Origin of the sequence: Pandoraea sp. SD6-2 (assembly GCF_000389825.1) — a bacterium.
Taxonomy (GTDB): Bacteria; Pseudomonadota; Gammaproteobacteria; order Burkholderiales; family Burkholderiaceae; genus Pandoraea; species Pandoraea communis.
This window is the reverse complement of record NZ_KB944431.1, coordinates 53,320-77,190: the sequence shown is the minus strand read 5'-3', so window position 1 is coordinate 77,190 and position 23,871 is coordinate 53,320. Positions and strand designations below refer to the sequence as shown.

The following is a 23,871-nucleotide window of genomic DNA, read 5'->3' as shown; positions in this document are numbered from 1 at the left end:
TCATGAGTCTCAGCCCGGAAGAATGGGGCATCGTCGAACTCAGCCTGCGCATCGGCTTGTGGGGCACGCTTTGCAGCCTGCCCTTCGCCTACGGCGCTGCCTGGCTGCTCGCTCGCCGGCATTTCCCCGGCAAGGCGCTGCTCGACGCCATCCTGCACTTGCCGCTCGTGCTGCCACCGGTGGTCGTCGGCTTCGCCCTGCTCGTGCTGTTTGGCGCGCAGGGCGCTATCGGCAAGCTATTGCGCGAGTGGTTCAACTTCACCTTCGCGTTTCGCTGGACGGGCGCTGCGCTCGCGGCAGGCGTGATGGGCTTCCCGCTGCTCGTGAGAGCGATCCGGCAAGCGCTCGAAGCGTCGGACACCAAGCTGGAGCAAGCTGCGCAGACACTCGGCGCCGGCCCGTGGCTCACCTTCTTCACGGTCACACTGCCGCTCACTGCCACCGGCGTGCTGCATGGCTTCGTACTCGCGTTCGCCCGTGCGCTCGGCGAATTCGGTGCAACGATCACGTTCGTGTCGAATATTCCCGGACAAACGCAAACGCTGCCGCTGGCGATTTACACCGCCACGCAGGTGCCGGATGGCGACGCGATGGTCTGGCGTCTGTGTGCGATCTCGGTCGTATTGGCCGTGGCAACGCTCATCTTCTCCGAAGTGCTGATCCGCTTCGGTAATCGCAAGGCGCTCGGTTATGACGGTTGAAGTTCGTCTCCAGCATTCGTTCGGCGACTTCAGGCTCGACGCAGCGTTCGCCGCAGGCATGGGCGTGACCGCGCTGTTCGGGCCGTCGGGCAGCGGCAAGAGCACCGTCGTCAATGCCGTTTCCGGCCTGCTCAAACCCGACGCAGGGCGCATCGTCGTGGGCGACGACGTGCTCTTCGACAGTGCCGCCGGGGTCAACCTGCCGACGTGGCGCCGCCGCATCGGCTACGTGTTTCAGGATGCCCGCCTGCTGCCGCATCTGACGGTACGTCAGAACCTGCTCTTCGGCCGCTGGTTACGACGCCGCGACGTGGCCGCCGCAGGCACCGGGGCAATTGCGCTGGAGCACGTGGTCGACGTGCTGAATCTGGAACACCTGATGAGCCGCCGTCCGGGGGCGTTGTCGGGCGGTGAGAAACAACGCGTGGGTATCGGCCGCGCCTTGCTGTCGTGCCCGCGCATGCTGCTCATGGACGAGCCGCTGGCTTCGCTCGATCATGCGCGGCGTCTCGAAGTGCTCGACTACCTGAACCGCATTCGTCACGAGTTGAAGTTACCCGTGTTGTACGTCACGCATTCGCTCGACGAGGTGATGCGACTGGCCGATCAGGTGGTGTTGTTCAAGGACGGCCGTACGATCTCGCAGGGTGCACCGGCCGACGTGCTCAATACGCATCGCGACGCGCTCGACGGCGCGGACGAAGCGCCGGGCACCGTGCTGGAGACACGCATCGTCGGGCACGACACGCAGTACGGTCTGACCGAGCTTGCCGTGAACGGCAGCGATACGATCCGGCTGCGAGTGCCGCGCGCCAGCGGCGACGCAGGCGATGCCTGCCGCATTCTCGTGCGCGAGCGCGATATCGCCGTGGCCACCGCGCCGCCCGTCGATACCAGTGTGCTGAACGTGCTGCGCGCACGCGTGACGACGCTGCGCGATCTTGGCGACTCCGTGGAAGTCAGCGCCACGCTCCTCGGCGATACCGCAGGCACGGCGCTGCGCGCACGCATCACCCGCTTCTCTGCCGATCAACTGCAACTGGCGTCGGGCCGCGACGTGTTTCTGCTCATCAAATCGGTGGCGCTGACGCGCTAGCTCGTCGTTGCGCGGCACCGCTGCCAGCGTCGGTGACGTCACAATAGACAAGGCGTCGCAACGGAAGTCCGCTGCGACGCCTTGTTGCTTCCCATCGCCTGACTTAATAGCCCTTGCCCATCCCATCGCCTTTGGACATGCCATCGTCCTTGTCCATCTTGCCCTTGGCGTCGTGCTTGCCCATGGCACCGCCCTTCGACATGGCATCGCCCTTGCCCATCGCGTCGCCCTTGGACATCTTGCCGCTCTTGTCCATGTCCTTGTCCTTGTCCTTGCTCATGGCATCGCCTTTGCTCATGGCACCGCCCTTCGACATCGCATCGCCCTTGCTCATCGCGTCCTGCGCAAAAGCGGCACCGGTGCCAAGCGCCAGTCCCATTGCCATCACCGCCAGATATCGCATTTTCATTGCCGTAATCCTCCAAATGTGAGTGAGCCCTGCCGGAGCGCCAGGTCTGCGCTCCGTGAATCGTGCAGTCACGCGTTGGCGTCAACTGCCGCCGAACCAGTTGTAGCCCTGGTCCTCCCAGTACCCGCCCGGATACGTGTTGGTCACGAAAATCGCGCGGATATGTTTGGGATTCTTGTAGCCGAGCTTCGTGGGAATACGCAGCTTCATCGGGAAGCCGTACTCCCTTGGCAGCGTCTGGCCGTCGCAGGTGAGCGCGAGCAACGTCTGCGAATGCAGTGCCGTGGGCATGTCGATGCTCGTGTAGTAGTCGTCCGCGCATTTGAAGCCGACGTAGCGCGCAGTCGTGTCCGCGCCGATACGTCGCAGGAAGTCGGAGAACGTCACGCCACCCCAGCGGCCGATGGCGCTCCAGCCCTCCACGCAGACGTGACGCGTGATCTGCTCCGCCGCACGCGGGCGCGCGAACTCACGGAGCGCATCGAGACGCCATGGCGCCTTGTCCGCAATCAGTCCGGACAGTTCCAACCGATAGTCGGCTTCTTCGACCACCGGTGCTTCGTCCATCGAATAGAACGCGTTGAACGGGAACGGACGTGTGATGCTCGACGCCGGGAACGTCGGCGCCAGCACGTCCTGACGAAACAGGGCGGCCTGTACGCGGTCGTTCCAGCGCGAGATCTTGTCCAGCGCCGCATCCACGCTGGCGTTGTCGTCCAGCGAGCCCCCCGAGAGCAGCGCCACGCCGCCGAGCGACAGCGTGCGCGTCAGGAAGGCTCTGCGAGAAGGCTCGGCCACACGACGCGTCATCAACGCACGCGCTTCGTGCAGAATCGCTTCGCCGTCGCGCACGACCGGGGCGATGGGCGGAACGTTGCGGGATTGTCGTTCGAAGGTCATGGCAGTTCGGTCTCTCGTGGCGGGCGCACTCAGCGTCCGGTAATCATCGTGCGCAGTGTGCGAGGCACTAGCGCCACCATGGCGACATGGACCACGACGAACGCGACGAGGCCCGCCATCGCGACGAAATGCACCACGCGCGCGCCCTGAAATCCGCCGAACGCCGTGCAAAGCCAGCCGAGCTGCACCGGCTTCCAGATCGCCAGCCCCGACGCCACGAGCAGCACCAGGTCAAGCACCGCGAACAGATATGCGGCGCGTTGCACCTGGTTGTACTGACGGGGATCGTCGTGCGCGAGACGGCCGCGCAGCGCAGCGAAGGCATCGCGCAGCACGCCGCGCAAGGTCAGCGGAAAGAAGCGGCGCGACAGGCGGCCGCTCGCAAGATTGGTCGACAGATAGACGAGTCCGTTGGCCGCCAGCAACCACATCGCCGCAAAGTGCCAGCGCAGCGCGCCGCCAAGCCAGCCGCCCAGCGTGATCTCGTTGGGGAAGCGAAAACCGAAGATCGGTGAGGCGTTGTAGATACGCCACCCGCTCGTGATCATCACGAGCACGGCCAGCACGTTCAGCCAGTGGGTGACGCGCAGCCAACCCGGCTGTACCGGCCCGGGCCGCGCCGGGGGCTGTGCCGCAAGCGGCACGGACTTCGTCAGGCGGGACATGGTGACCTCCATCGCGGGGTTCGCGTCAATGGAGTCAGTGTCGCCTCAGACCGGTGACGAAGTCCTCACGAAGACTTAACGTTTTCGTGATAGTCCGGAAGCAGGGGAATCAGCGACCGGAAGCCGGTGTTTGCTTACGCTCCGGCTTCGTCCGGGTCGACGGCCTTGCCGCCTTTGAGGTAGGCGTCGAAGATCGGCACGTGGGCATCGAGCAGCAAGCGGATTTCCTTGATGAGCGTGTCGTAGTGCGCCATGAGGTTCTGCGCGAACGGCGTGAGTTGCGCGCCGCCACCTGACACGCCGCCGATATGGCGGGTGACGAGCGGCTCGCGGAATTCGTGATTCATCGCTTCGACGAGCAACCAAGCCCGCCGGTACGACATGCCCATGCGGCGCGCCGCCGCAGAAATCGACCCTGTCGCTTCGATGGCTCGCAGCAACGTCAGACGTCCCGGCCCGAACACCGGCGTGTCGCCGTCGCGAATGCGCACGCGCACGTCGTAGCTCGCTTCTCCGACAGGTGCCGGGGGCTTGCTCGCCGCCTCCAGCGCTTCGGCCGCGGCCAGCAACTCCCGCGCAAGCGCGTCGGCGTTGCGCGCGCCGGCGGTAAGGGCGACGCTCGCCTTGCCCGCTTTTTCCGGCTTGCCTACGGTCGCTTTGCCCGCTTTCCCCTGACGGCGCTCAACTGGCATGGTTGCCCCACAACACGATCAGAATCAGCACTACCACCGCCACGGCCCATGGCCACCAGCGTGCCATCTTTGCGCGCATGGAAGACGTATCGCGTGCATCGGCAAACGTCGCTAGCGCGGCGGCCACCTCGCCATCGGCGGCGACGGGGTCGTTGCACTTGTGATGGGGGGCGATGGCGGCCGTCAGGCGCTTAAAGAACTCGTCGGCGAGCCCGCGGACCGCCTCTTTGACTTGAGGGGTGTCCAGATGGGTGTACTCGCTGCCGAATTGCGCCTTCATGTCATACGTCAGCAATGTGTTCATCGGTCCTTGCGATTGCAACGTGAGCGCCGCCCGGCCGCGCGTGTGCCCGGCCGACGAGCCCAGTCCGTCGAAATTCAATGTATACGCGCTTGGTGCCACCACATCGGAGAGCGTGATGCGGCCATTCCAGCGTCCGCTCAGCGGCCCCAGCGAGGCGACGACGACGATCGCCCACGTCGTGTCGTCGATACGGTCAAGCGATTCGCAGCCGGGAATACACCCGCGCAGGACGCCTGGGTCGTTCAGCGCGATCCATGCGACATCTCGTGCCACCGGCAACTGCCGGCTATTTTGCAGTTCCATTGCCCCTCCCCAAACGCGATGTGATGACTCGTTGGTGTTGCGGCGGTATTTCGGCGTTACCTCGAACCTCGAAGTATTGTGACACGAGTCAACTCACGTCAGATGACGGCGGCGACGTTGGGATCGATGCCCGCTCCGCCCCCCAAAAATGACCGTCATGCGCCCGCGAAGCAGGCAGATGAGCGGAGTATCGGCGCAAATACAGCGCATGCCAAGGCGCGATATACTCGCCGGATCACATCGGGCGACGAATTGAAGGGCATGGAAGGGGGTGGCCCCGCGTCTTGGCTCCCATCGGCTGGCCGCTCGCATATTGGCGAAGGAACCGTGCTATGGACAGTGTCGATCTGGAAGTGCTGAAGTCCGCCGTACAGTGGACCCGCGCGGGCTTTTTCGTCACGCTGGGCACCGTTGTACGCACCTGGGGCTCTGCCCCGCGTCCCGTGGGCTCGATGCTCGCGATTCGTGAAGACGGCCACATGGTCGGCTCCGTCTCGGGCGGCTGCGTCGAGGACGACCTCATCGACCGCATTCGCGACGGCGACTGGCCACAGGACCGTCCCCAACTCACCTGCTATGGCGTGAGCGCCGAGGAGGCCCACCGCTTCGGGTTGCCCTGCGGTGGCACGTTGCAACTGGTGCTCGAGCCGTTGCGCGATGCGTCGCGCGTTGCGGACCTGCTCGACGCCATCGCGCAATTCCGCCTCGTCGTGCGCGAACTGGACATGGCGACCGGCGCGGTACGCATTGCGCCGGGCCATCACACGCCTTCGCTCGAATTCGACGGTATCCGGCTCATCACCTCGCACGGCCCGCGCCGCCGGCTGGTGGTGATCGGCGCGGGACAACTCTCAAAATACGTCGCCGGTATGGCGTGCGCGCTCGACTATCACGTGATCGTCTGCGATCCACGCAGTGAATACGCCGACGAATGGCAGGTGCCGGGCACCGAGTTATCGCGCGAGATGCCGGACGATCTGATCGTGCGGCTGCAGCTTGACTCTCACAGCGCTGTGCTCACGCTCACGCACGACCCGAAGCTCGACGACATGGCGCTGCTCGAAGCGCTCAAGTCCCCCGCGTTCTACATTGGTGCCATCGGCTCACGCGTGAACAATGCGCGCCGCCGCGAGCGTCTGTCGCTCTTCGATCTGAGTTCGACAGAAATCGAACGACTGCACGGCCCGGTCGGCATGCACCTTGGCGCGCGCACGCCCGCAGAGATCGCCGTGGCGATTCTCGCCGAGATGACGGCGATCAAGAACGGCATCGCCGTCAAACAAACCTTCGCGGTACGCGCATCCGAAGACACGGCCGAAGGCCAAGCCTCCGCGTGCCAGAGCGCGGTCTGAACCGCGACACCCTCGGACGAATCGCGTCTCGCTTCATTTCCCGCAGCACAAAAAAAAGCGCCGCCACGTCAAACATGGCGGCGCAACTCGCTCACTCGTTGCAGAGTGGTATTGCCTGGGTTACCTCGTCATCCGTGATCCTTCGCCTGAGGCGACTGATCGGCACATCATTCGCGCGGCCACAGGAACATGGCTGCGGCGTGCCCCTTGGCGGACACGCGGACATCCTTCGTCATCGGCTTGCCGCCATACGTCGCCTTCACGGTGTAGTTGCCTTCGGGCAGCTTCACGAGCATGAACGGCCCTTTCGAGCGCGTATCGAGCACCGTGGTGCCGCCGTGCATGATCTGCACCTGTACATCGGCCACGTACTCATTTGCGCCGTCGCCGCGTGCCGCCATCTCGATAGACAACGGCCAGCGCGACGCCTCACGCTTGAAAGCCCCGGATTCGTCGCTGTCGATGCCGCCCGAGACATACGTCACATTCCCCTGCTGCATCGACGGCGGCAGCATCCCGCCTTGCGCATGGGCAGCCGAGATACCGCCCAGACTCCCAGCCATTACTGCGGCCGTCGCGGCGGCCACCGACCAGCGTTGCCATTGTTGCCACATATTCGACCTCCCGTTCATGTCATCACGATGCCGGATCGCACCGGTGGTGAGGCAGTCGTCACATCACGACCGCTCCCCCACCTGCGCACAAGGTAGTGCGTGGTATCCCGAGGGAGCCTCGCCCAGCGTTCAGCCGAGATCGACCGGGATGAAAATCTGTTGTCCGTCGCGCTGCACGAGCAGCGCGACATTGTTGCCCGCCTTCTTGAGCTTGTCGCTCAGTTGCGAAGCGCTCGTCACCGGCGTGCCGTTAAGCGACAGGATGATATCGCCCGGCTGCACCCCGGCCTGTTCGGCAGGCCCGCCCACACGCGCCACGAACAAACCGTTCGTGACTTGCGCCGCGCGCTTCTCCTCGGGGGAAAGATCGCGTACCGCGAGACCCAACCGCCCGTGCGTGGCCGAGTCGTCACGGCTCGCAACGTCCTGCTTCTCACCCAGCGCCGCCACCGTCACGCTCACGTCCTGCTTCGCGCCATTGCGCCAGACCGTCAGGGTTGCCTTCTGGCCCGGACGCATATCGGCAATCTTCTCCGGCAACTGCACCGAATCGTCGATGGTCGTACCGTTGACGGCCAGAATCACGTCGCCCGGCTTCAGATCCGACTTCGCCGCAGGGCCGTTCTTGTCGATGGACGACACGAGCGCCCCCGTAGGCTTGGGCAAACCGAACGACTTCGCCAGCGACTGGTTCACTTCCTGAATCGCTACGCCGATCCGGCCGCGACTCACCTTGCCGTACTGCTGGAGCTGCGACTTGACCTTCATCGCCATGTCGATCGGAATCGCGAACGACAACCCCTGGAAGCCACCGGTGCGCGAATAGATCATCGAGTTGATGCCGATGACTTCGCCGTTCAGATTGAATAGCGGCCCGCCCGAGTTCCCCGGATTGACCGGTACATCCGTCTGAATGAACGGTGTGTAGTTCTCGTCTGGCAAGGCGCGAGCCTTCGCCGACACGATGCCTGCCGTCACGGTGTTGTCGAAACCGTAGGGCGACCCGATGGCCACCACCCATTCGCCGGCCTTCGACTTCGACGGATCGCCGATCTTCACCGTCGGCAGATCCGTCGCGGCAATCTTGAGCAACGCGACGTCGCTCGCCTTGTCGCTGCCCACGACCTTTGCCTTGTACTCGCGCTTGTCGGTCAGCTTCACCGTGACCTGACTCGCGTCGTCGACGACGTGCGCGTTGGTCAAAATGTAGCCGTCCTGGCTCACGATAAAGCCGGAACCGAGGCTGCGCGTCGGCCCGCCGCTGCCGTCGTTGCCGTCGCTTCCGTCACCGCCGCCATCGTTGCCCGGTGCACCGTAAAAACGACGGAAAAACTGGAACAGCGGATCGTTCTGATCCATGCCCGGCGGCATCGGAATCGCAGCCGAACCGCGCGCCGCAGAAGGTTTCCCATCGTGCGTCACACTAATGTTGACTACGGCCGGTCCGTATTGTTCCGCCAGTTGCGAGAAGTCCGGCACCAGCATGCGCGGCGCGGTATTCGGGGTGTTTTGCGTGTTGGCGACAGGCATGGCATTGGCGTCGCTGAGCATCTCCGAGGCGACTGGTGCCTGCCAGTGCTGGCGCCCCGCCACGTAGCCGCCCGTCAATGCGACAAGCACGGCACCGGCAACCAGCGTACGAGTGAGCTTCGAGGTTCGCATGTGTCTCTCCTTACAGACGACCACGTTTGACATGACTGTGATCGTAGAGAGGCTCCCTTAAGGCAACCTTAAGCGGCTCGAAAGTGACTCATCGAATGCTGTCGCGCGCCATCTTGAGTGCTATGCGTTACGACAGCAAGCGTTTGAAGGGACATCTCGCGTGGTTCGCCTTGCGCGTGACGCATACCGCTGCCTACGGTGGCGGGGTGGCGCAATTCCGCGTCGCAAGTTTTCAACCACGGGAGAATGACGATGGCTACCACCGAAACGACACTTTGCCCCATGCGCACAGATCGCCGTCACGCAGTTCGCTGGATGGGATATGCAGGCGCTGCCTTATGCCTGACCTTCGCGCTTTCAGTGAACGCCGCGCCCGGCAACGGCTCACGAGGCGATGGCAAAGGCACGCAAGGCCCTGCCGATTCGACGCAGGCGCAAGCGCAGATGCCGGGACAGGAACAAGGTCAGATGCCAGGAAAAATGCAGGGCCCGAACGGCAAGTGCACGCCGGACACGCCCACCGATCAGGCCATCGTCGGCAAGTCGCTCGCGGACGCCGAATCGATGTTGCAAGGTTGTCCGTGGCGCATCGGCATGCAGGACGGCAAGATCATGCCGACCACGCGCGACTATCGTCCGGATCGCCGCACCCTCACGATCGAAAACGGCAAGGTCACAAGCGTGACGCGCGGATGAGTTCAGGTTTTCACCGAAGGCGCGGTGCGTCAATGCACCGCGCGATGTCGTGTGCGGCGGGTGCGATTGCCGTGACCGCACAGCGCATCGACGTCCGGCAACACGAGCCGGACACAGCACGCGCACGGTATCTCGTGCGCGAATCCAAAATCGTCAGAGCGCTGGCGGGGGTGTCGACGCGGCGCTACCGAAGCTCACGCGCACACGCAGCCCCTGAGCGCTGCGCGCGTCGAACAACTCCACGCGCGCGCCATGCGCAAGCGCGATGTTGCGCACAATGGCAAGCCCCAATCCACTGCCCTGTGCACGCGGCGCGTTCGCCTCGTCCGGCGTCGGCGCGCCGGACGGCGGCGCCGGATGCCCTGCCCCTGCCTCGGCCCCGTCTGCCGACGCTGCCCCGCCGCGGAAGAACCGGTCGAACACGCGCTCGCGCTCAGCCGGCGCAATCCCCGGCCCGGTGTCTTCAATCTCGACCACCGGCGACGGCATTGCCGCCACCAGACGAACGTCCACATGACCGCCGCGCGGTGTGTATTTCAGCGCGTTGTCGACGAGATTGCCGAAGAGTGTCTGCAACGCATCTGCATCGCCGCGCACGCGGCTGATCGCGGCCAACGCGTCTGGGGCATCCAGCCCGAGATCGATCCCGCGCGCCGCAGCCAACGCCGCGTGATGCGCCACCACGTCTTGCAGCAATGGGGCGAGCGGCAACTCGACGAACGCGGTGGCGGCGCGCGTGGCATCGGGCTCCTGGCGCGCCAGCGTGAGCAGTTGCGCCACCATGCGCGAGGCGCGCTGCACGCCGTCACGCAGATCGCGCATGGCCTCGCTCCGCGCCGTCTCCGTATGGGCCCGCTCGAGCAACTGCACTTGCAATTGCAGCGCGGCGAGCGGCGTGCGCAATTCGTGTGCGGCATCGGCCACGAAGGCCTTTTGCTGCACAAGCGCCTCGTCGAGCCGGCCAAGCAGACTGTTGAGCGCACGCACCAGCGGCCGCACCTCGTCAGGCAATCCGGCTTCGGGCAATGCCTCCAGCGCCCCCGGCGCACGCGCATCGAGCGCCTTCGTGACACGACGCAACGGTTGCAAGCCGCGTCCGACCACGATCCAGACGAGCAATGCCAGCAGCGGCATCGCCACCACCAGCGGCAACAACGTGCGTAGCGCCATCGACACGGCGAGCGAATCGCGGATGACCATCGGCTGCGCGAGTTGCACGACGTTATCGCCAACGAGCGCCGCATACACGCGCCAGTCGCCTGCGGGGGTCTGCACTGTGGTGAAGCCGAGTTCGGCGCGCGGCGGCAGCGGCGTGCGCGGATGCGAGTAATACAACTCGACACCGTTGCGGCTCCATATCTGGATGACCAGCCCGCCCGAGTCGCTATGGTCGCCCGGCACGCTCGAGAAAGGCTCCGCAGGCAACGACAGCGCCATCTGCTGCAACTGGAAATCGAACAGGGCGTTGGCTTCGGTACGCGCCTGACGGAAGATCGCAATGCCCGCGAGCAACAACGCCACCGTCAGCGTGATCAGCAGCCCGACAAGAAGACGACGGCGGATCGAACGCATCAGTTCGCCTCCGGCGACGCCGGCATCATATAGCCGACGCCACGCACAGTGCGGATGGCGTCTGCCCCCAGCTTCTTGCGTAGCCCGTGGACATGAACTTCGACCGCATTGCTCGCCACTTCCTCCCCCCAGCCATAGATACGCTCTTCGAGTTGTGCCTTGGACAGCACCGCGCCCGGCCGGTTGAGCAGGGCTTCGAGCACCGCGTATTCGCGTGCGGAGAGCACCACCGGCACGCCACCGCACGTCACTTGTCGCGTCGCAGGATCGAGCACGATGCCGCCGTGACGCAGCAACGGCTCGCTGCGCCCGGCCTGGCGGCGCACCAGCGCGCGCAGACGCGCTGCCAGTTCATCGAGATCGAAGGGTTTGACGAGGTAATCGTCCGCGCCGGCGTCGAGCCCTTTCACGCGGTCGGCGACCGCATCGCGCGCCGTGGCGATGAGCACCGGCAGCGTCTCGCCGCGCGCACGCAACGTGCGTAGCACGTCGATACCGTCACGGCGCGGCAGACCAAGGTCGAGCAGCAGTGCATCGTACGACTCTAGCGAGAGCGCATCGAGCGCACGTTGTCCGTCTCCCACATGATCGACGGTCCAGCCGTCCTGGCGCAGACCTTTCATGACGGCTGCGGCGATCATCGTATCGTCTTCCACCAATAAAATTCGCATGGATTGAGCACCGGTTGAAACCCTCTCCGGACGTCACTGGCCGTACAGGCAACGTCGCCTCGCGTGCGCGATGTTGCCTATGCGTGACACTCGCCGGATTTCGACTCATTGTAGCGACAGTTCGTTGCATGACCGACATACAATGGAACGCATGCCGCCGCGATGTCAGACGCACATCGCGGCCCGCGCCCCATATCATTGTCATTGCTTCGCCGCCGCGTCCGCATCGCTTCGCCTGGGCATTCCCAGCCTTCAGGCCGTACGGTTTCGCTGCGCGCAACACTGGAGAACCTCGCCCGTCATGCGCGTCCCTCGTTTGCTCAGCAGCGCCCCACGCCCCCCCTCTTCACTGCATTCGCCGGCATCGCGCCGCGTCATGGGCGACGTCGTACGCGTGTGCTGCACGGCGTTGACGCTCGCGATGGTCATGAGTGCGCCCGTGCAGGCCAAGCCCGCCAAGCACGCGAAGATGCCCCACGTGCCGCAGGCTGCCACGCACGCCACGCCGCTGCCGCCCGAGTTGTCCCGCGCGCTCGCGGCAAGCAAGGTGCCCGCATCGCACGTGAGCGTGATCGTCGCGAAGGTCGACAATCCGCTGCAAACGCGCGGTTTGATCGCAGCGCCGCTGCTCGCCGTCAATCCGAACGTGCCGCGCAATCCAGCCTCGACGATGAAACTCGTCACCACGATTGCCGCGCTCGACACGCTCGGCGCCGACTACCGCTGGCGCACACAGGCATTCACCGACGGCGCCTCGGACGGCCGCACGCTCAACGGCAATCTGTACTTCAAAGGCTCGGGCGATCCGAAGCTCGTACCCGAAGAGATGGAGAAGTTCGTCGCCGAACTGCGCAACACCGGCGTGACGACCATCAACGGCGACCTCGTGCTCGACCGCTCGGCCTATAGCTCGGACATTGGCGCACTGGGCGCCATCGACGGTGGCGACGACCGGCCGTATAACGTCGCGCCCGATCCCTTGCTGTATTCGTTCAAGGCATTCTCGTTCAGCTTCACCGGCAATGCGAACGGTACCGTCGACGTGGGCGTGCTGCCGCCGCTGGCGAACTTGCAGATTTCGAACGAGATGTCGTCCACCCCGGCCGGCAATTGCGGCGACTGGCTCACACGCATTCATCCCACACTGAACACGACGCCCGACGGCGCGTATGTCGCGCATTTCTCGGGCACGTACCCGGCGTCTTGCGAAGACAAGGGGTGGAATGTGGCCGCACCGGATCGCGATCGCTTCTTCTTCGGTGGCTTCCGTGCCTTGTGGCAAGCGTCGGGCGGGCAATTCAACGGCAATGTGCGCACCGGCGCCGTGCCCCCGGGTGCGCGTCTGCTCGTCACGCATCGCGGCCAGACGCTGGCCGAAGTCGTGCACGACATGAACAAGTTCAGCAACAACGTGATGGCGCGTCAGTTGTTCCTGACGCTGGGTCTCGCCGCCGACAACAACCGCACGCCCGCAAGCCTTGCGCGCTCACGCGATGTACTGAACCGCTGGCTCGACAAAAACGACCTCGCCATGCCGGGACTGATAGTCGAGAACGGTTCCGGCCTGTCGCGCATCGAGCGCATCAGCGCCGCCGAGCTGGCGCGCCTGCTGCAACACGGCATCAACAGTCCGACGGGACAGGTGCTCGTCGAATCGATGCCGACCGTCGGCGTCGACGGCACCATGCGCAACCGCCTCATGAACCGCGACGTGGCCGGCAACGCCCACATCAAGACCGGCACGCTCGACGACGTGAGCGCGGTGGCGGGCTATGTCGGCACGCGCGCCGGCGACATCTACGTCGTGGTCTCGCTTGTGAACGACCCGCGCGCGAGCAGTGCACGCGGGTTCCACGACGCGCTCATCTCCTGGGTGTACGAAAATGGCCGCTGAGCGGGCCTGTGTCAGCAAAACCCACGTAGAGGCGGTGAAGACGGGCATTTGACGTTTCCCTCTAACCGCCGCGCTACCCGATCGCATTCGAGTCAGAATAGACGTTTCATCGGTGCCACCTTCGCCCACTTCTCATGAAGGCGGGGGGCACCGGTTCAGATGACCCCATCGTGAGGAGACACGAGGTCATGAACGTCGAGTTGATTTTGCTGGCGCTCGCCCCGGTGTTCGTGTTGTGCATCGGCATCGAGGCCTGGTACTGGCGGCGCCGCAACCCCGGCATGTACAGCCTGAAGGACACCGTAAGCAACGCGACGCTCGCGCTCATGCATCAGGGGGCGGACAAGCTCGCGTGGCTGCTCATCGTGCCGTTCTACGCGTGGCTCTATGACCATTACCGCATCTACACAATGCCGGCGGGGTGGGTCGGCTTCGTGCTGCTCTTCGTCGTACAGGACTTTCTCTACTACGTGTTTCATCGCGCCAGCCATCGCATTCGCTGGCTGTGGGCCGCGCACGTCGTGCATCACTCGTCGGAGCGGCTCAACCTGTCGACCGCCTTCCGTCAAAGCCTGATGTATCCGGTCGCAGGCATGTGGTTGTTCTGGACACCGATGGCGCTCATCGGCTTCACGCCGGTACAGATCGTCGGCGTGGTGCTGCTCAATCTCGCCTTCCAGTTCTTCGTGCACACTCAGGCGATTCCGAAACTGGGCTGGCTCGAATATGTGCTGAACACGCCGTCGATTCACCGTGCGCATCACGCGCGCAATCCGCGTTATATCGACCGCAACTATGCCGGCGTGCTGGTCATCTGGGACCGCATGTTCGGGTCGTACGTGGAAGAAAGCGAGGCCGAGCCGTGCGAATTCGGCATCGTCGACCAGATCCATACGCATAACCCGATCACGCTGACGTTTCACGAATGGCGCACGATGGCGCGCGACGTCGTCACGATGAAGGGATGGCGGGACAAGGGGATGGCGCTGTTTGGGCCGCCCGAGTGGCGGCACGCGTGGCAGGCAGCACAATTGACGCAATTGGCCGCCGGACAAGCGGCAATGCCGTCGGCGGGCGGATTACCGGGAACTGCGGAGCACGTCGGCAGCGTCAACGTGTCGCAAAAGACGCTGTGACACGTTGCCCCGGCGCCGAAGCGGCACGGATGCCTTACGCGCGCGCGAAAGCCGCAGCGGCGCGTCCGAGACGGTCGCCGACTGCCGCCCACTCGGGCGTGTCCGGCAAGCGCTCGAACAGGATGTGCGTGACGTCGGCGCGATCGAGCCTTCGCAGCATCGCGTAAAGGTCGGTGGCAAGCGCCGCCGGCGTGCCGGGCAGCACGATCTTCACGACATCGGCCGACGTTGCGACGTCGGCCGGCAGGGCTGCCAGCGTTGACGCGAAGGCCACCACGGCAACGCGCTCGCCGTCAGGACGCACAGCCAGTGTCGGCGCGACTTGACCCGCGTCGCACAGATACAGTGGCGTGTGCGGCGCGTAATGCGCCTTGAGCGTGCCGGCAGCGCGCGGCGCACCGCTGTCCTGCCCCGGCAGACGCGGCATCTCGCCCAGTACCTCGGCGATCTGCTCGGGCGAAATATGCCCCGGACGCAGCAACGCAGGAAAACCGCGCGACAAATCCACAATCGTCGACTCGATGCCGACGGCGGCCTCGCCGCCGTCGAGCACATGCACGGTGACACCCGGCAACCCGGCGAACTCGTCACGCACGTGCTGCGCGGCGGTCGGGCTCACCTGACCGAAGCGATTGGCCGACGGCCCAGCCACCCCGCCCTGCCCGCCCTTGATCCGGGCAAACTCGCGCAGCAGCGCTTGCGCCACCGGGTGCGACGGGCAACGCAACCCGACCGAATCCTGTCCGCCGGAGACGATATCGGAGATGTGCGGTGCACGTTTGAGAATCAGTGTGAGCGGGCCGGGCCAGAACGCGTCCATCAGCTTGCGCGCCGCCGGCGTGACGTTGTCGCTCCAGTAACCGGGGTCGCCTTCCGGAGAAAAATGCACGATGACCGGATGATTCGCCGGGCGGCCCTTCGCGGCGTAGATCGCCGCAACCGCGGCCGGATTCTCCGCGTCGCCGCCGAGGCCATAGACCGTTTCCGTCGGGAACGCGACCAGTTCGCCGGCCGCGAGTTGTTCGGCCGCCAGGGTGATCGCGTCAGCCGGCGGCATGACGATGCGTGGCGCTTGAGGCGACGTCATCGCTCAGTCCTCCAGCGGGATGTTGAGGCTCGCCGCTGCCGTCACACAGGCCTTGCGGGCTTCGTCCAACGACGCGCCGGCAAACGTGATGTGACCCATCTTGCGGCCCACGCGGGCGTCTTCCTTGCCGTAAAGATGCAGGCGTGCCGACGGCAGCGCCACCACGTCGGCCCACGCCGGCGTGCGAGGCTGATCCTTGGCGGCGCCCTCGAACCACACGTCGCCGAGCACATTGAGCATCACGGCCGGCGAGTGCTGACGCGTCTCACCGAGCGGCAGCCCGGCCATCGCCCGCACTTGCTGCTCGAACTGGCTGGCCGCACATGCGTCGATCGTGTAATGACCGCTGTTGTGCGGACGCGGCGCCATTTCGTTGGCGACGAGCGAGCCGTCCTTGAGAATGAAGAACTCGACGCACAGCACGCCCACGTAGTCCATTTTCGACGCAATCGCGGCGGCGGCGGCACGCGCAGCGTCGGCAACTGCCGGGGCGGCGTCGGGTGCGGGAACCGTCGTGGTGGCGAGAATGCCGTCGATATGCACGTTCTGTGCGAGCGGGTAGGTGGCGACCGAGCCATCGGCGCCGCGCGCGCTCAGCACCGAGACCTCGAAGGCCAGCGCCAGACGCTTTTCCAGCACGCAAGGCACACCGCCCAGCGCAGCGTAAGCATCGCGCGCCTCGGCCACCGTGTTCACGCGCACCTGCCCCTTACCGTCATAGCCCAGACGCGCCGTCTTCAGAATGCCCGGCAGCACGCCTTCGATGGACGCATCGCCGATAGCGGCAAGCGCCTGGTTCGATTCAATGACCAGATGCGGCGCCACGGGCACGCCGCAGCTTTCGATGAATCGCTTTTCGGCCACCCGGTCCTGCGCAATCGCGACGCAGCGCCCAGCGGGACTCACGGTCGTGGAAGCGGCGAGAAAGTCGAGCGACTGGGCCGGCACATTCTCGAACTCGGTCGACACGGCAGGGCACAGCGCGGCCAGCTCGGCGAGCGCCTTCTCGTCACGGTAATCGGCAACGATCAGGCGGTCAGCAACGGCGCCGGCCGGACAACGCGGGTCGGGATCGAGCACACAGACCCGGTAGCCCATCGATTGGGCGGCAAAACAGAACATGCGGCCGAGTTGGCCGCCGCCCAGCATGCCCAGCCATTGGCCGGGAAGGACAGGCGTAGCGGAAGCAGAATTCATCTTCGTTGAGACGCTGACAGTAGCGGGGACGTACTTTTCTTTTACAGCGCGGGCAACGTCATGCCGCGTGCGGCTTCGGTCTGCTTCGCGCGGAACGCTTCGAGTTTGCCGGCAAGCGTCTTGTCGCCGGCCGCCAGCATGGCGACCGCGAACAAGGCTGCGTTGGCCGCCCCTGCTTCGCCAATGGCGAACGTGGCGACCGGCACCCCCTTGGGCATCTGGACGATCGAGAGCAACGAGTCTTCGCCGCGCAGATACTTGCTCGGCACCGGCACACCCAGCACCGGCACGGTCGTCTTGGCGGCGATCATGCCCGGCAGATGGGCGGCACCGCCCGCACCCGCGATGATCGCGACGAGGCCGCGCTCGCGGGCGGCTTCGGCGTAACGGAACATGTCGTCGGGCATGCGATGCGCGGAGACGACCTGCGCCTCATAAGGCACGCCGAACTCGGCCAGAATCGCGGCCGCGTTCTTCATCACTTCCCAGTCCGAGTTGGACCCCATTACCACGCCCACGCGCGGGGTCACTGCTTGTTTCTCGCTCATGTCTCGATGCCCCGCTCAGGCCAGTTGCTGGCCGGTCAGGCGCTCGAGCGCCTCGCGGTACTTGGCAGCCGTCTTCTCGACGACCTCATCCGGCAGCTTCGGCGCCGGCGGCGTCTTGCCCCACGGTTGGGTCTCGAGCCAGTCGCGCACGAACTGCTTGTCGAACGACGGCGGGTTGCTGCCCACGGCGTACGAATCGGCAGGCCAGAAACGCGACGAATCGGCCGTCAGCGCTTCGTCCATCAGATGCAGGCGGCCCTCGTCGTCCAGACCGAACTCGAACTTCGTGTCGGCGATGATGATGCCGCGCGTGGCCGCATAGGCCGCCGCTTCCTTGTACAGACGAATCGAGATTTCGCGGATCTGCTCGGCGAGTTCGCGGCCGATACGGCTCACCATGTCGTCGAAGCTGATGTTCTCGTCGTGTTCGCCCAGCTCGGCCTTGGCCGCCGGGGTGAAGATCGGTTCGGGCAGTTGTTGCGCGTTTTGCAGACCGGCGGGCAGCTTCACGCCGCACACGGCGCCCGTCGCCTGATAGTCCTTCCAGCCGCTGCCGGCGAGATAGCCGCGCACCACCGCTTCCACGAGGATCGGCTTGAGGCGCTTGACGACGACCGCACGGCCGGCGACCTGCCCGGCTTCGTCGGCGGACACGACCGTCTCGGGCGCCACGCCCGTCAGGTGATTCGGCACGACGTGCGCCAGTTTGTCGAACCAGAAGTTGGCCATCTGGTTGAGCACTCGGCCCTTGCCCGGAATCGGCTCGCCCATGATCACGTCGAACGCCGAGAGGCGGTCGGTCGTTACGATCAGCAGCTTGTCGTCGCCGACGGCGTAGTTATCGCGCACTTTGCCGCGCGAGAGCAGCGGCAGGCTCTTGAGGGAGGATTCGTACAGGGCGTTCGGAGCGGGGGTAGTCACGGCGGGACCCAATGTCAGGAAGGGCAAAGGCGTAATTATACGCGCGTCGGGAGGGCGCTTCACGAAGATGTCGCCCCCGGCGTGTCATCGGACGGAATGTAAGCGCCCTCGCCCCTCGCCCGCCGGTAGGGTGTTGCGATCAAGCACCGGCGACACGCGGCCGATTCGCCCATCTCACGACGCGGGCGTCATCGGATGCCATCGGACGCCATCGAACTCAGGCAGCGTCGTCACGGAATAGCAGGTCGAGCCTCGCCCTTTCGCCCTCGCGCACGAGGAGCGCCACGACCGGCACCCGTGAAACCGGATTCGACATCATGCTGAAGCGACGACGACATTGGCGATACCAGTCGGCCATCGAAGCGGCGTCGTAGTACTTGTTGTCGCAGGTGAGCCCTTCATCGTCGACGGTGACCAACCGAATCGCGTTCCGATCGTTCGGATCGATCGCCTCCTGAGATATCCGGTCGATATGGCCGCTGAGGTAGCTGGGAGTCAGGAACCTGATCCCGCGCTGCACGTTGAACTCGTCGCCAAGCCAGAGCAGTGCCGTGCCGGGCGGCAAGCCGCCGGAGGCGAGTGCCGGCGACACGCGGGCAAAGTTGTCTTCGAGCAGCGTTGCCAGCGTGCGGCGCGCATCGTCGCCGGCCCAGTCCACATTAGCATATCGACCGGTCGCCAGCGCCGGCAGCCGTGCTTTGAGCAGATGGATTTTCCGCTCCTGATGGAGATCCCCCCGGCCAGGGTTGCGAAGGATGTCGAGCAACCTTGCGAACTCGGCGATCAGATCGAGGCTGCGGGCCGCCAGGTTGATGTGGTGGTCGCTGAGTCTGGAGCGTTGTTCGACGACTCGCTTGCCCAGCCCGACACGCACGTTCGTTTCGCCATTTTCCAATTGCAGCGCCGCGCTGGCAATCACGGCGCAAGGCCGGGAAATACCACGCTCCGAACACACGAGCGCGATCTTGCCCGGGTTCTCACGCATGTACGCGGCCACGCCGCGCCCGGCATCCCATAGCACGTCGCGGGGAATCTCGGCATCGAAACGCTCCATGCCGATGAACTCCATGAACTGCACGTGGGACAGCCCGCCGTCGAGCTTCACGGGCCCTTGCGGCACGCGCTCACCGGCAGCGTCGAAGTCGAGCCGGCCCTGGCGGATCACACCGGAGATGTAAGCGCTAATGGATCTCTCGGCGTATCCCGCCTTGCTTGGCTCGCGCAGCGGATCACCAGCATTGGCGGGCCCCTGCATCGCGCCCGGCTCGACACAGAAAATCGCGCCGATCTGCGGACGAGCCTTAAGCAGGCGGGTAAGCACTTGCGCCTCTGCCGGGGTTGCCGTCGGTCCGACAACAAACCGGTGCCCCCCCAGCTCGATCAGGCCGTAACGGGTACGTTCGTTACCCAAACAGAACAGTTGGGCCGGGTTGACGCCATAAGTATCGATCCAATCTTGTGTTGCCCGCGCAATCGCAGACAGCGACTGCGGCTTGATGCCGTCACGCGCCCAAAGCTGGATTGGCTTCTCGACTTGGGCCGTTCCGTCGGTGTGATCGATATCGGCACCTCGCCAGTCGGCGGCCATCGGTGTCATCGCGATCTCGGAGGGACCCGGCGTCGGCTCATGCGCGGCACCCGGTGCCGAATGCCTCGCGGCCCGAGATCCGCCAGCGGAGGTCTGCGCACGCTGAGATACGGCGCTCACGTCGCCGGCCAGGGACGTGCGCCCCGACGACGGTGGGGAAGTTTCGTTGGGATTGGGGGCACCGAGGCAACAGGCAACCACTTTGGTCAGGGATATGGGCATAGGCATTCTCCGGATGGTCTTGAGGGCGCGAGGGAATTTCCAGGGGGGCTCAGGAGCCTGCCACGCTGCCCGGCACCGATCTTCAGGATTCGGGGGATGACTGTCGTTTTGCTCCAGCCCCGGACATCGGCGCTGACGTCGTTACGCGCCGGCGGAGGCCGGGATTTCTCTGCCCTTCGTCTTGCCCGGATGTTGCCTAGAATGGAAATGCTCACCCGAACCAAGGGGACTGCCGTGACGAACCCATCGAATCCGAAAACTGTCCGGCAGACCTATGCCGGCAAGCTTGCCGCATGCCACCCCGGCGTCCGCCCCTGCACTTGCCTGGGAGCCCGTCTGGCGCTTGCTGCGGCGATAGCGTTCGCCGGCCTGCCCGCGTTTGCGCAGTCGACTCCCCCCGGTGCAACGCCGCCGGCAGCGTCGGCCCATGCCCCGGCCCATCGGCCCGGCACGGCACACACCGCCCCCGTAAGTCCCGCACCCCCTGCGGTCGACACCGCCGAGCGGCCCGTGCTGCCGCGCCTCGTCGCCATCGCTACCTCGGACGACGACGAGATTCCGCGTTTCGCCTTGTTCGCCGCGCGCGATATCGAGCTGTTGGGCTTGCAGTTCCCGGCACAAAAGGGCGACACGTACAGCGATACCGACGTCGTCATCACGATGAGCCTGCGCGAAGGCGCGACCACCCGGATGCGCGACTTCTCCCGTCAGCACATGAACGAGCCGATGACGCTGATTGTCGATGGCGTGGAAATGCTCACCGCCACGATCCGCTCGGAACTGGGTGGGAAGTTCCAATTACAGATGCCAAAAGAAAAGGCCCGGCGCTTGTTCCAGCGAGTGCTGGCAAAAGCCGGGCCTGCGACCTGAGCGGCGCGCTGATTACTTCACGATCTGCGCGAGATCACCGCTCTTGTACTTCTCTGCCATCTTCTCGAGGGCGACCGGCTTGATCTTGCCTGCCTGACCTTCGCAACCGAACGACAGATAGCGCGCCTTGCAAACCAGCTTGGCGGCTTCACGGGCCGGCTTGAGGTAATCGCGCGGGTCGAACTTGCTCGGATTTTCGAACAGATAGCGACGGATCGCGCCGGTCATCGCCAGACGGATATCGGTATCGATGTTGATCTTGCGCACACCGTGCTTGATGCCTTCGACGATCTCTTCGACCGGCACGCCATACGTTTCCTTCATATCGCCGCCAAATTCGCGGATCTCGGCGAGCAACTCTTGCGGCACCGACGACGAACCGTGCATCACCAGGTGGGTGTTCGGAATGCGGCGGTGGATTTCCTTGATGCGGTCGATGGCGAGAATGTCGCCCGTCGGCTTGCGACTGAACTTATAAGCGCCGTGCGAGGTGCCGATGGCGATGGCCAGCGCGTCGCACTGCGTCTGATGCACGAAGTCGGCCGCCTGATCCGGATCGGTCAGCAGTTGTTCGCGAGTCATCGTGCCGTCGGCGCCGTGGCCGTCTTCCTTGTCGCCCTTCATCGTTTCGAGCGAACCCAGCACGCCCAGCTCGGCTTCCACCGTCACGCCGATGTAGTGCGAGAACTCGACCACCTTCTTCGACACTTCGACGTTGTACTCGTAGCTGGCGACCGACTTGCCGTCGGCTTCGAGCGAGCCGTCCATCATCACGCTCGAGAAACCGCTCTTGATCGCGGCCATACACACCGCCGGCGACTGGCCGTGATCCTGGTGCATCACGACCGGAATGTGCGGATACGCTTCCACGGCCGCCGAGATCAGGTGACGCAGGAACGCTTCACCAGCGTACTTACGGGCACCGGCCGAGGCCTGCATGATGACCGGCGCACCGACTTCGTCGGCGGCGGCCATGATGGCGGAAACCTGCTCCAGATTGTTAACGTTGAAGGCCGGCAGACCGTAGCCGTTTTCGGCGGCATGGTCGAGCAGCTGTCGCATAGAGACTAGGGGCATGATGTTCTCCTTGGAATCACAAAACTAAGCAAATCTTTCCTCGATCCAGAGGCGCCCCTCATGACGACGGCTCGCGGGCGGCGCAGCGTGCGCTTTTGCTCGCACGCCTCGCCGCACTCGCGCGGCTCCTTTCATCATGCCTGGCCCACCTGGACGATCTTCAACGTATTCGTGCCGCCGGGTTGCCCCATCGGCTCGCCTACCGTCAATACGATCGTGTCGCCGCGCTTGACCACCCCACGCGCGAGCAGCAATTGCTCGGCTTGCTTGAGCGCGTGATCGCGCTCAAGCGTGGCGTCGGCCCGCATGGCGTAGACGTTGCGGTACAGCGCCATTTTGCGGTGGGTGCCGAGCTGCGACGTCAGGGCAAAAATCGGTACATGAATCTTGTGCCGGGACAGCCACAACGCGGTCGCACCCGACTCAGTGAGTGCCACGATCGCTTTCGCGCCAAGATGATACGCGGTAAACAGGGCACCGGCGGCAATCGTTTGGTCAATGCGCGTAAAAGTCTGGTTGAGCCAGTCGCGGTCGAGTTCCAGCATTTCCGAGCGTTCGGCTTCGACGCAAATCGCCGCCATCGTCTCGATCGTTTCGACCGGGTACTTGCCCGCCGCACTCTCGGCCGACAGCATGACGGCGTCGGTGCCGTCGAGCACTGCGTTGGCGACGTCCGACACCTCGGCGCGGGTCGGCACCGGGTTGTGGATCATCGACTCCATCATCTGCGTGGCCGTGATCGTGAGCTTGTTCATCTCGCGCGCGAGCTTGATCATGCGCTTTTGCAGCCCCGGCACCGCCGCATTGCCCACTTCGATGGCCAGATCGCCACGCGCGACCATGATGCAGTCCGACGCCGCCAGAATTTCTTCGAGCGCCGGAATCGCTTCGGCACGCTCGATCTTGGCGATCATGCGCGGCTTGATGCCGTAGGGCTCGCCCGCCACGTTGGCCAGACGGCGCGCCATTTCCATGTCGGTGGCGTTCTTCGGGAAGGAGACCGCAACGTAGTCGGCGCCCAGCGCCATCGCCGTCTTGATGTCTTCCATGTCCTTGGCCGTGAGCGCCGGCGCCGTCAGCCCGCCGCCCTGGCGATTGATACCCTTGTTGTTCGACAGATCGCCGCCGACCTTCACCGTGGTGTGGATCTCACTGCCCAACACGCGCTCGACGATCAGCACGATCAGGCCGTCGTTGAGCAGCAGCACGTCGCCCGGACGCACGTCGCGCGGCAGTTCCTTGTAGTCCAGGCCGACGCGCTCGTCGTTACCCAGTTCGCAATCGGCATCCAGAATGAACTTGGCGCCCGCCTCGAGCGTGGTCTTGCCGTTCTCGAATTTGCCGACGCGAATCTTCGGGCCCTGAAGGTCGGCCATGATGGCCACTTCGCGGCCCGCCGCCTTGGCAGCCGCACGCACCATCTCGGCACGCTCGATGTGATCCTGCGCCTTGCCGTGCGAGAAGTTCAGCCGAACGACGTCGACGCCTGCGGCGATCATGCGCGAGAGCACTTCCGGCGTGCTCGATGCCGGACCGATGGTGGCGACGATCTTGGTGGAGCGGTTCATTACATCCATCTCTTCATCCTCTTTTGGTGACAGCGCGTTCGACATTGCTGGCGCTTAGAGGTTTGTAGCGCATTTAGGCCACCGCAGGTTAACCAAAAAGTTCGTATTGTCCGTACGAAATCGTTT

The 23,871-nt window shown here is 64.8% G+C and carries 23 protein-coding genes; 7 read left to right on the top strand and 16 right to left on the bottom strand.

Translation table 11 applies throughout. From position 1 onward, the window contains the following. Positions 1-2 precede the first annotated feature (2 nt). A complete protein-coding gene (gene modB / locus C266_RS07885) occupies positions 3-701 on the top strand; it encodes a molybdate ABC transporter permease subunit (RefSeq protein ID WP_036662124.1) in 699 nt (232 codons plus the stop codon). Continuing rightward, positions 691-1,797, top strand: a complete 1,107-nt coding sequence (gene modC, locus C266_RS07880; RefSeq protein ID WP_010808488.1) for a molybdenum ABC transporter ATP-binding protein — start codon at positions 691-693, stop codon at positions 1,795-1,797. The genes modB and modC overlap by 11 nt, the downstream gene beginning before the upstream one ends. Positions 1,798-1,900: 103 nt before the next feature. Here modC and C266_RS07875 read toward each other — a convergent pair whose 3' ends face one another. The 5 genes from C266_RS07875 to C266_RS07855 form a co-directional block, all read right to left on the bottom strand. Beyond that, positions 1,901-2,206, bottom strand: a complete 306-nt coding sequence (locus C266_RS07875; protein ID WP_010808487.1) for a hypothetical protein — start codon at positions 2,204-2,206, stop codon at positions 1,901-1,903. Positions 2,207-2,287: 81 nt separating this feature from the next. Continuing rightward, the gene (locus C266_RS07870) at positions 2,288-3,106 is read right to left on the bottom strand and encodes a molybdopterin-dependent oxidoreductase (RefSeq protein ID WP_010808486.1); all 819 of its coding nucleotides are present in this window, start codon (positions 3,104-3,106) and stop codon (positions 2,288-2,290) included. Positions 3,107-3,135: 29 nt separating this feature from the next. Further along, positions 3,136-3,771, bottom strand: a complete 636-nt coding sequence (locus tag C266_RS07865) for a cytochrome b/b6 domain-containing protein (protein WP_246189893.1) — start codon at positions 3,769-3,771, stop codon at positions 3,136-3,138. 134 nt (positions 3,772-3,905) lie between these two features. Further along, positions 3,906-4,463: a winged helix-turn-helix domain-containing protein gene (locus C266_RS26115; RefSeq protein WP_010808484.1), complete on the bottom strand. Its 558-nt coding sequence runs from the start codon at positions 4,461-4,463 to the stop codon at positions 3,906-3,908. Continuing rightward, positions 4,453-5,070, bottom strand: a complete 618-nt coding sequence (locus C266_RS07855; protein WP_010808483.1) for a CoxG family protein — start codon at positions 5,068-5,070, stop codon at positions 4,453-4,455. The genes C266_RS26115 and C266_RS07855 overlap by 11 nt, the downstream gene beginning before the upstream one ends. A gap of 332 nt (positions 5,071-5,402) precedes the next feature. Here C266_RS07855 and C266_RS07850 point away from each other — a divergent pair, with 332 nt between their 5' ends. After that, positions 5,403-6,422 (top strand): XdhC family protein, encoded by a 1,020-nt coding sequence (locus C266_RS07850; protein WP_010808482.1) that lies wholly within the window; start codon positions 5,403-5,405, stop codon positions 6,420-6,422. A gap of 167 nt (positions 6,423-6,589) precedes the next feature. On the opposite strand, the gene C266_RS07845 is transcribed toward C266_RS07850, so the two are convergent. Then, entirely contained in the window at positions 6,590-7,036 is a 447-nt protein-coding gene (locus C266_RS07845; RefSeq protein WP_010808481.1) for a carboxypeptidase regulatory-like domain-containing protein, read from the bottom strand. A 129-nt stretch (positions 7,037-7,165) separates the two neighbouring features. After that, positions 7,166-8,698 carry a DegQ family serine endoprotease gene (locus C266_RS07840; protein WP_010808480.1) on the bottom strand — a complete coding sequence of 511 codons (1,533 nt, stop codon included), beginning with the start codon at positions 8,696-8,698 and terminating at the stop codon, positions 7,166-7,168. A 252-nt stretch (positions 8,699-8,950) separates the two neighbouring features. Between C266_RS07840 and C266_RS07835 the strand changes: the two genes are divergently transcribed. Continuing rightward, positions 8,951-9,394: a hypothetical protein gene (locus C266_RS07835; protein WP_010808479.1), complete on the top strand. Its 444-nt coding sequence runs from the start codon at positions 8,951-8,953 to the stop codon at positions 9,392-9,394. Between the two features lie 153 nt (positions 9,395-9,547). Here C266_RS07835 and C266_RS07830 read toward each other — a convergent pair whose 3' ends face one another. Together C266_RS07830 and C266_RS07825 are read right to left on the bottom strand one after the other, a co-directional pair. After that, entirely contained in the window at positions 9,548-10,966 is a 1,419-nt protein-coding gene (locus tag C266_RS07830; protein WP_010808478.1) for an ATP-binding protein, read from the bottom strand. Beyond that, on the bottom strand, positions 10,966-11,637 hold the full coding sequence (locus tag C266_RS07825; RefSeq protein ID WP_036662059.1) for a response regulator transcription factor: 672 nt from the start codon (positions 11,635-11,637) through the stop codon (positions 10,966-10,968). The genes C266_RS07830 and C266_RS07825 overlap by 1 nt, the downstream gene beginning before the upstream one ends. 376 nt (positions 11,638-12,013) lie before the next feature. Between C266_RS07825 and dacB the strand changes: the two genes are divergently transcribed. Next, entirely contained in the window at positions 12,014-13,531 is a 1,518-nt protein-coding gene (dacB, locus tag C266_RS07820) for a D-alanyl-D-alanine carboxypeptidase/D-alanyl-D-alanine-endopeptidase (RefSeq protein ID WP_010808476.1), read from the top strand. Positions 13,532-13,719: 188 nt separating this feature from the next. Next, positions 13,720-14,667, top strand: coding sequence for a sterol desaturase family protein (locus C266_RS07815; RefSeq protein ID WP_010808475.1), 948 nt, complete (start codon positions 13,720-13,722; stop codon positions 14,665-14,667). Between the two features lie 34 nt (positions 14,668-14,701). On the opposite strand, the gene C266_RS07810 is transcribed toward C266_RS07815, so the two are convergent. The 5 genes from C266_RS07810 to C266_RS07790 form a co-directional block, all read right to left on the bottom strand. After that, positions 14,702-15,754, bottom strand: a complete 1,053-nt coding sequence (locus C266_RS07810) for an L-threonylcarbamoyladenylate synthase (protein WP_010808474.1) — start codon at positions 15,752-15,754, stop codon at positions 14,702-14,704. 3 nt (positions 15,755-15,757) lie between these two features. Beyond that, positions 15,758-16,951: a 5-(carboxyamino)imidazole ribonucleotide synthase gene (locus C266_RS07805; RefSeq protein WP_036662056.1), complete on the bottom strand. Its 1,194-nt coding sequence runs from the start codon at positions 16,949-16,951 to the stop codon at positions 15,758-15,760. 41 nt (positions 16,952-16,992) lie between these two features. Beyond that, entirely contained in the window at positions 16,993-17,499 is a 507-nt protein-coding gene (gene purE / locus C266_RS07800; protein ID WP_010808472.1) for a 5-(carboxyamino)imidazole ribonucleotide mutase, read from the bottom strand. Positions 17,500-17,514: 15 nt separating this feature from the next. Beyond that, positions 17,515-18,420, bottom strand: coding sequence for a phosphoribosylaminoimidazolesuccinocarboxamide synthase (locus C266_RS07795; RefSeq protein WP_036662115.1), 906 nt, complete (start codon positions 18,418-18,420; stop codon positions 17,515-17,517). A 217-nt stretch (positions 18,421-18,637) separates the two neighbouring features. Then, positions 18,638-20,017 carry a hypothetical protein gene (locus C266_RS07790; RefSeq protein ID WP_010808470.1) on the bottom strand — a complete coding sequence of 460 codons (1,380 nt, stop codon included), beginning with the start codon at positions 20,015-20,017 and terminating at the stop codon, positions 18,638-18,640. 420 nt (positions 20,018-20,437) lie between these two features. On the opposite strand from C266_RS07790, the gene C266_RS27315 reads away from it, so the two are divergent. Continuing rightward, positions 20,438-21,100 carry a hypothetical protein gene (locus tag C266_RS27315; protein ID WP_144265748.1) on the top strand — a complete coding sequence of 221 codons (663 nt, stop codon included), beginning with the start codon at positions 20,438-20,440 and terminating at the stop codon, positions 21,098-21,100. A gap of 12 nt (positions 21,101-21,112) precedes the next feature. Here the strand turns inward: C266_RS27315 and fba are convergent, their stop codons facing one another. Then, on the bottom strand, positions 21,113-22,177 hold the full coding sequence (fba, locus tag C266_RS07780; protein ID WP_010808468.1) for a class II fructose-bisphosphate aldolase: 1,065 nt from the start codon (positions 22,175-22,177) through the stop codon (positions 21,113-21,115). A 134-nt stretch (positions 22,178-22,311) separates the two neighbouring features. Continuing rightward, the gene (gene pyk / locus C266_RS07775; protein WP_010808467.1) at positions 22,312-23,745 is read right to left on the bottom strand and encodes a pyruvate kinase; all 1,434 of its coding nucleotides are present in this window, start codon (positions 23,743-23,745) and stop codon (positions 22,312-22,314) included. Between the last annotated feature and the right edge of the window lie 126 nt (positions 23,746-23,871).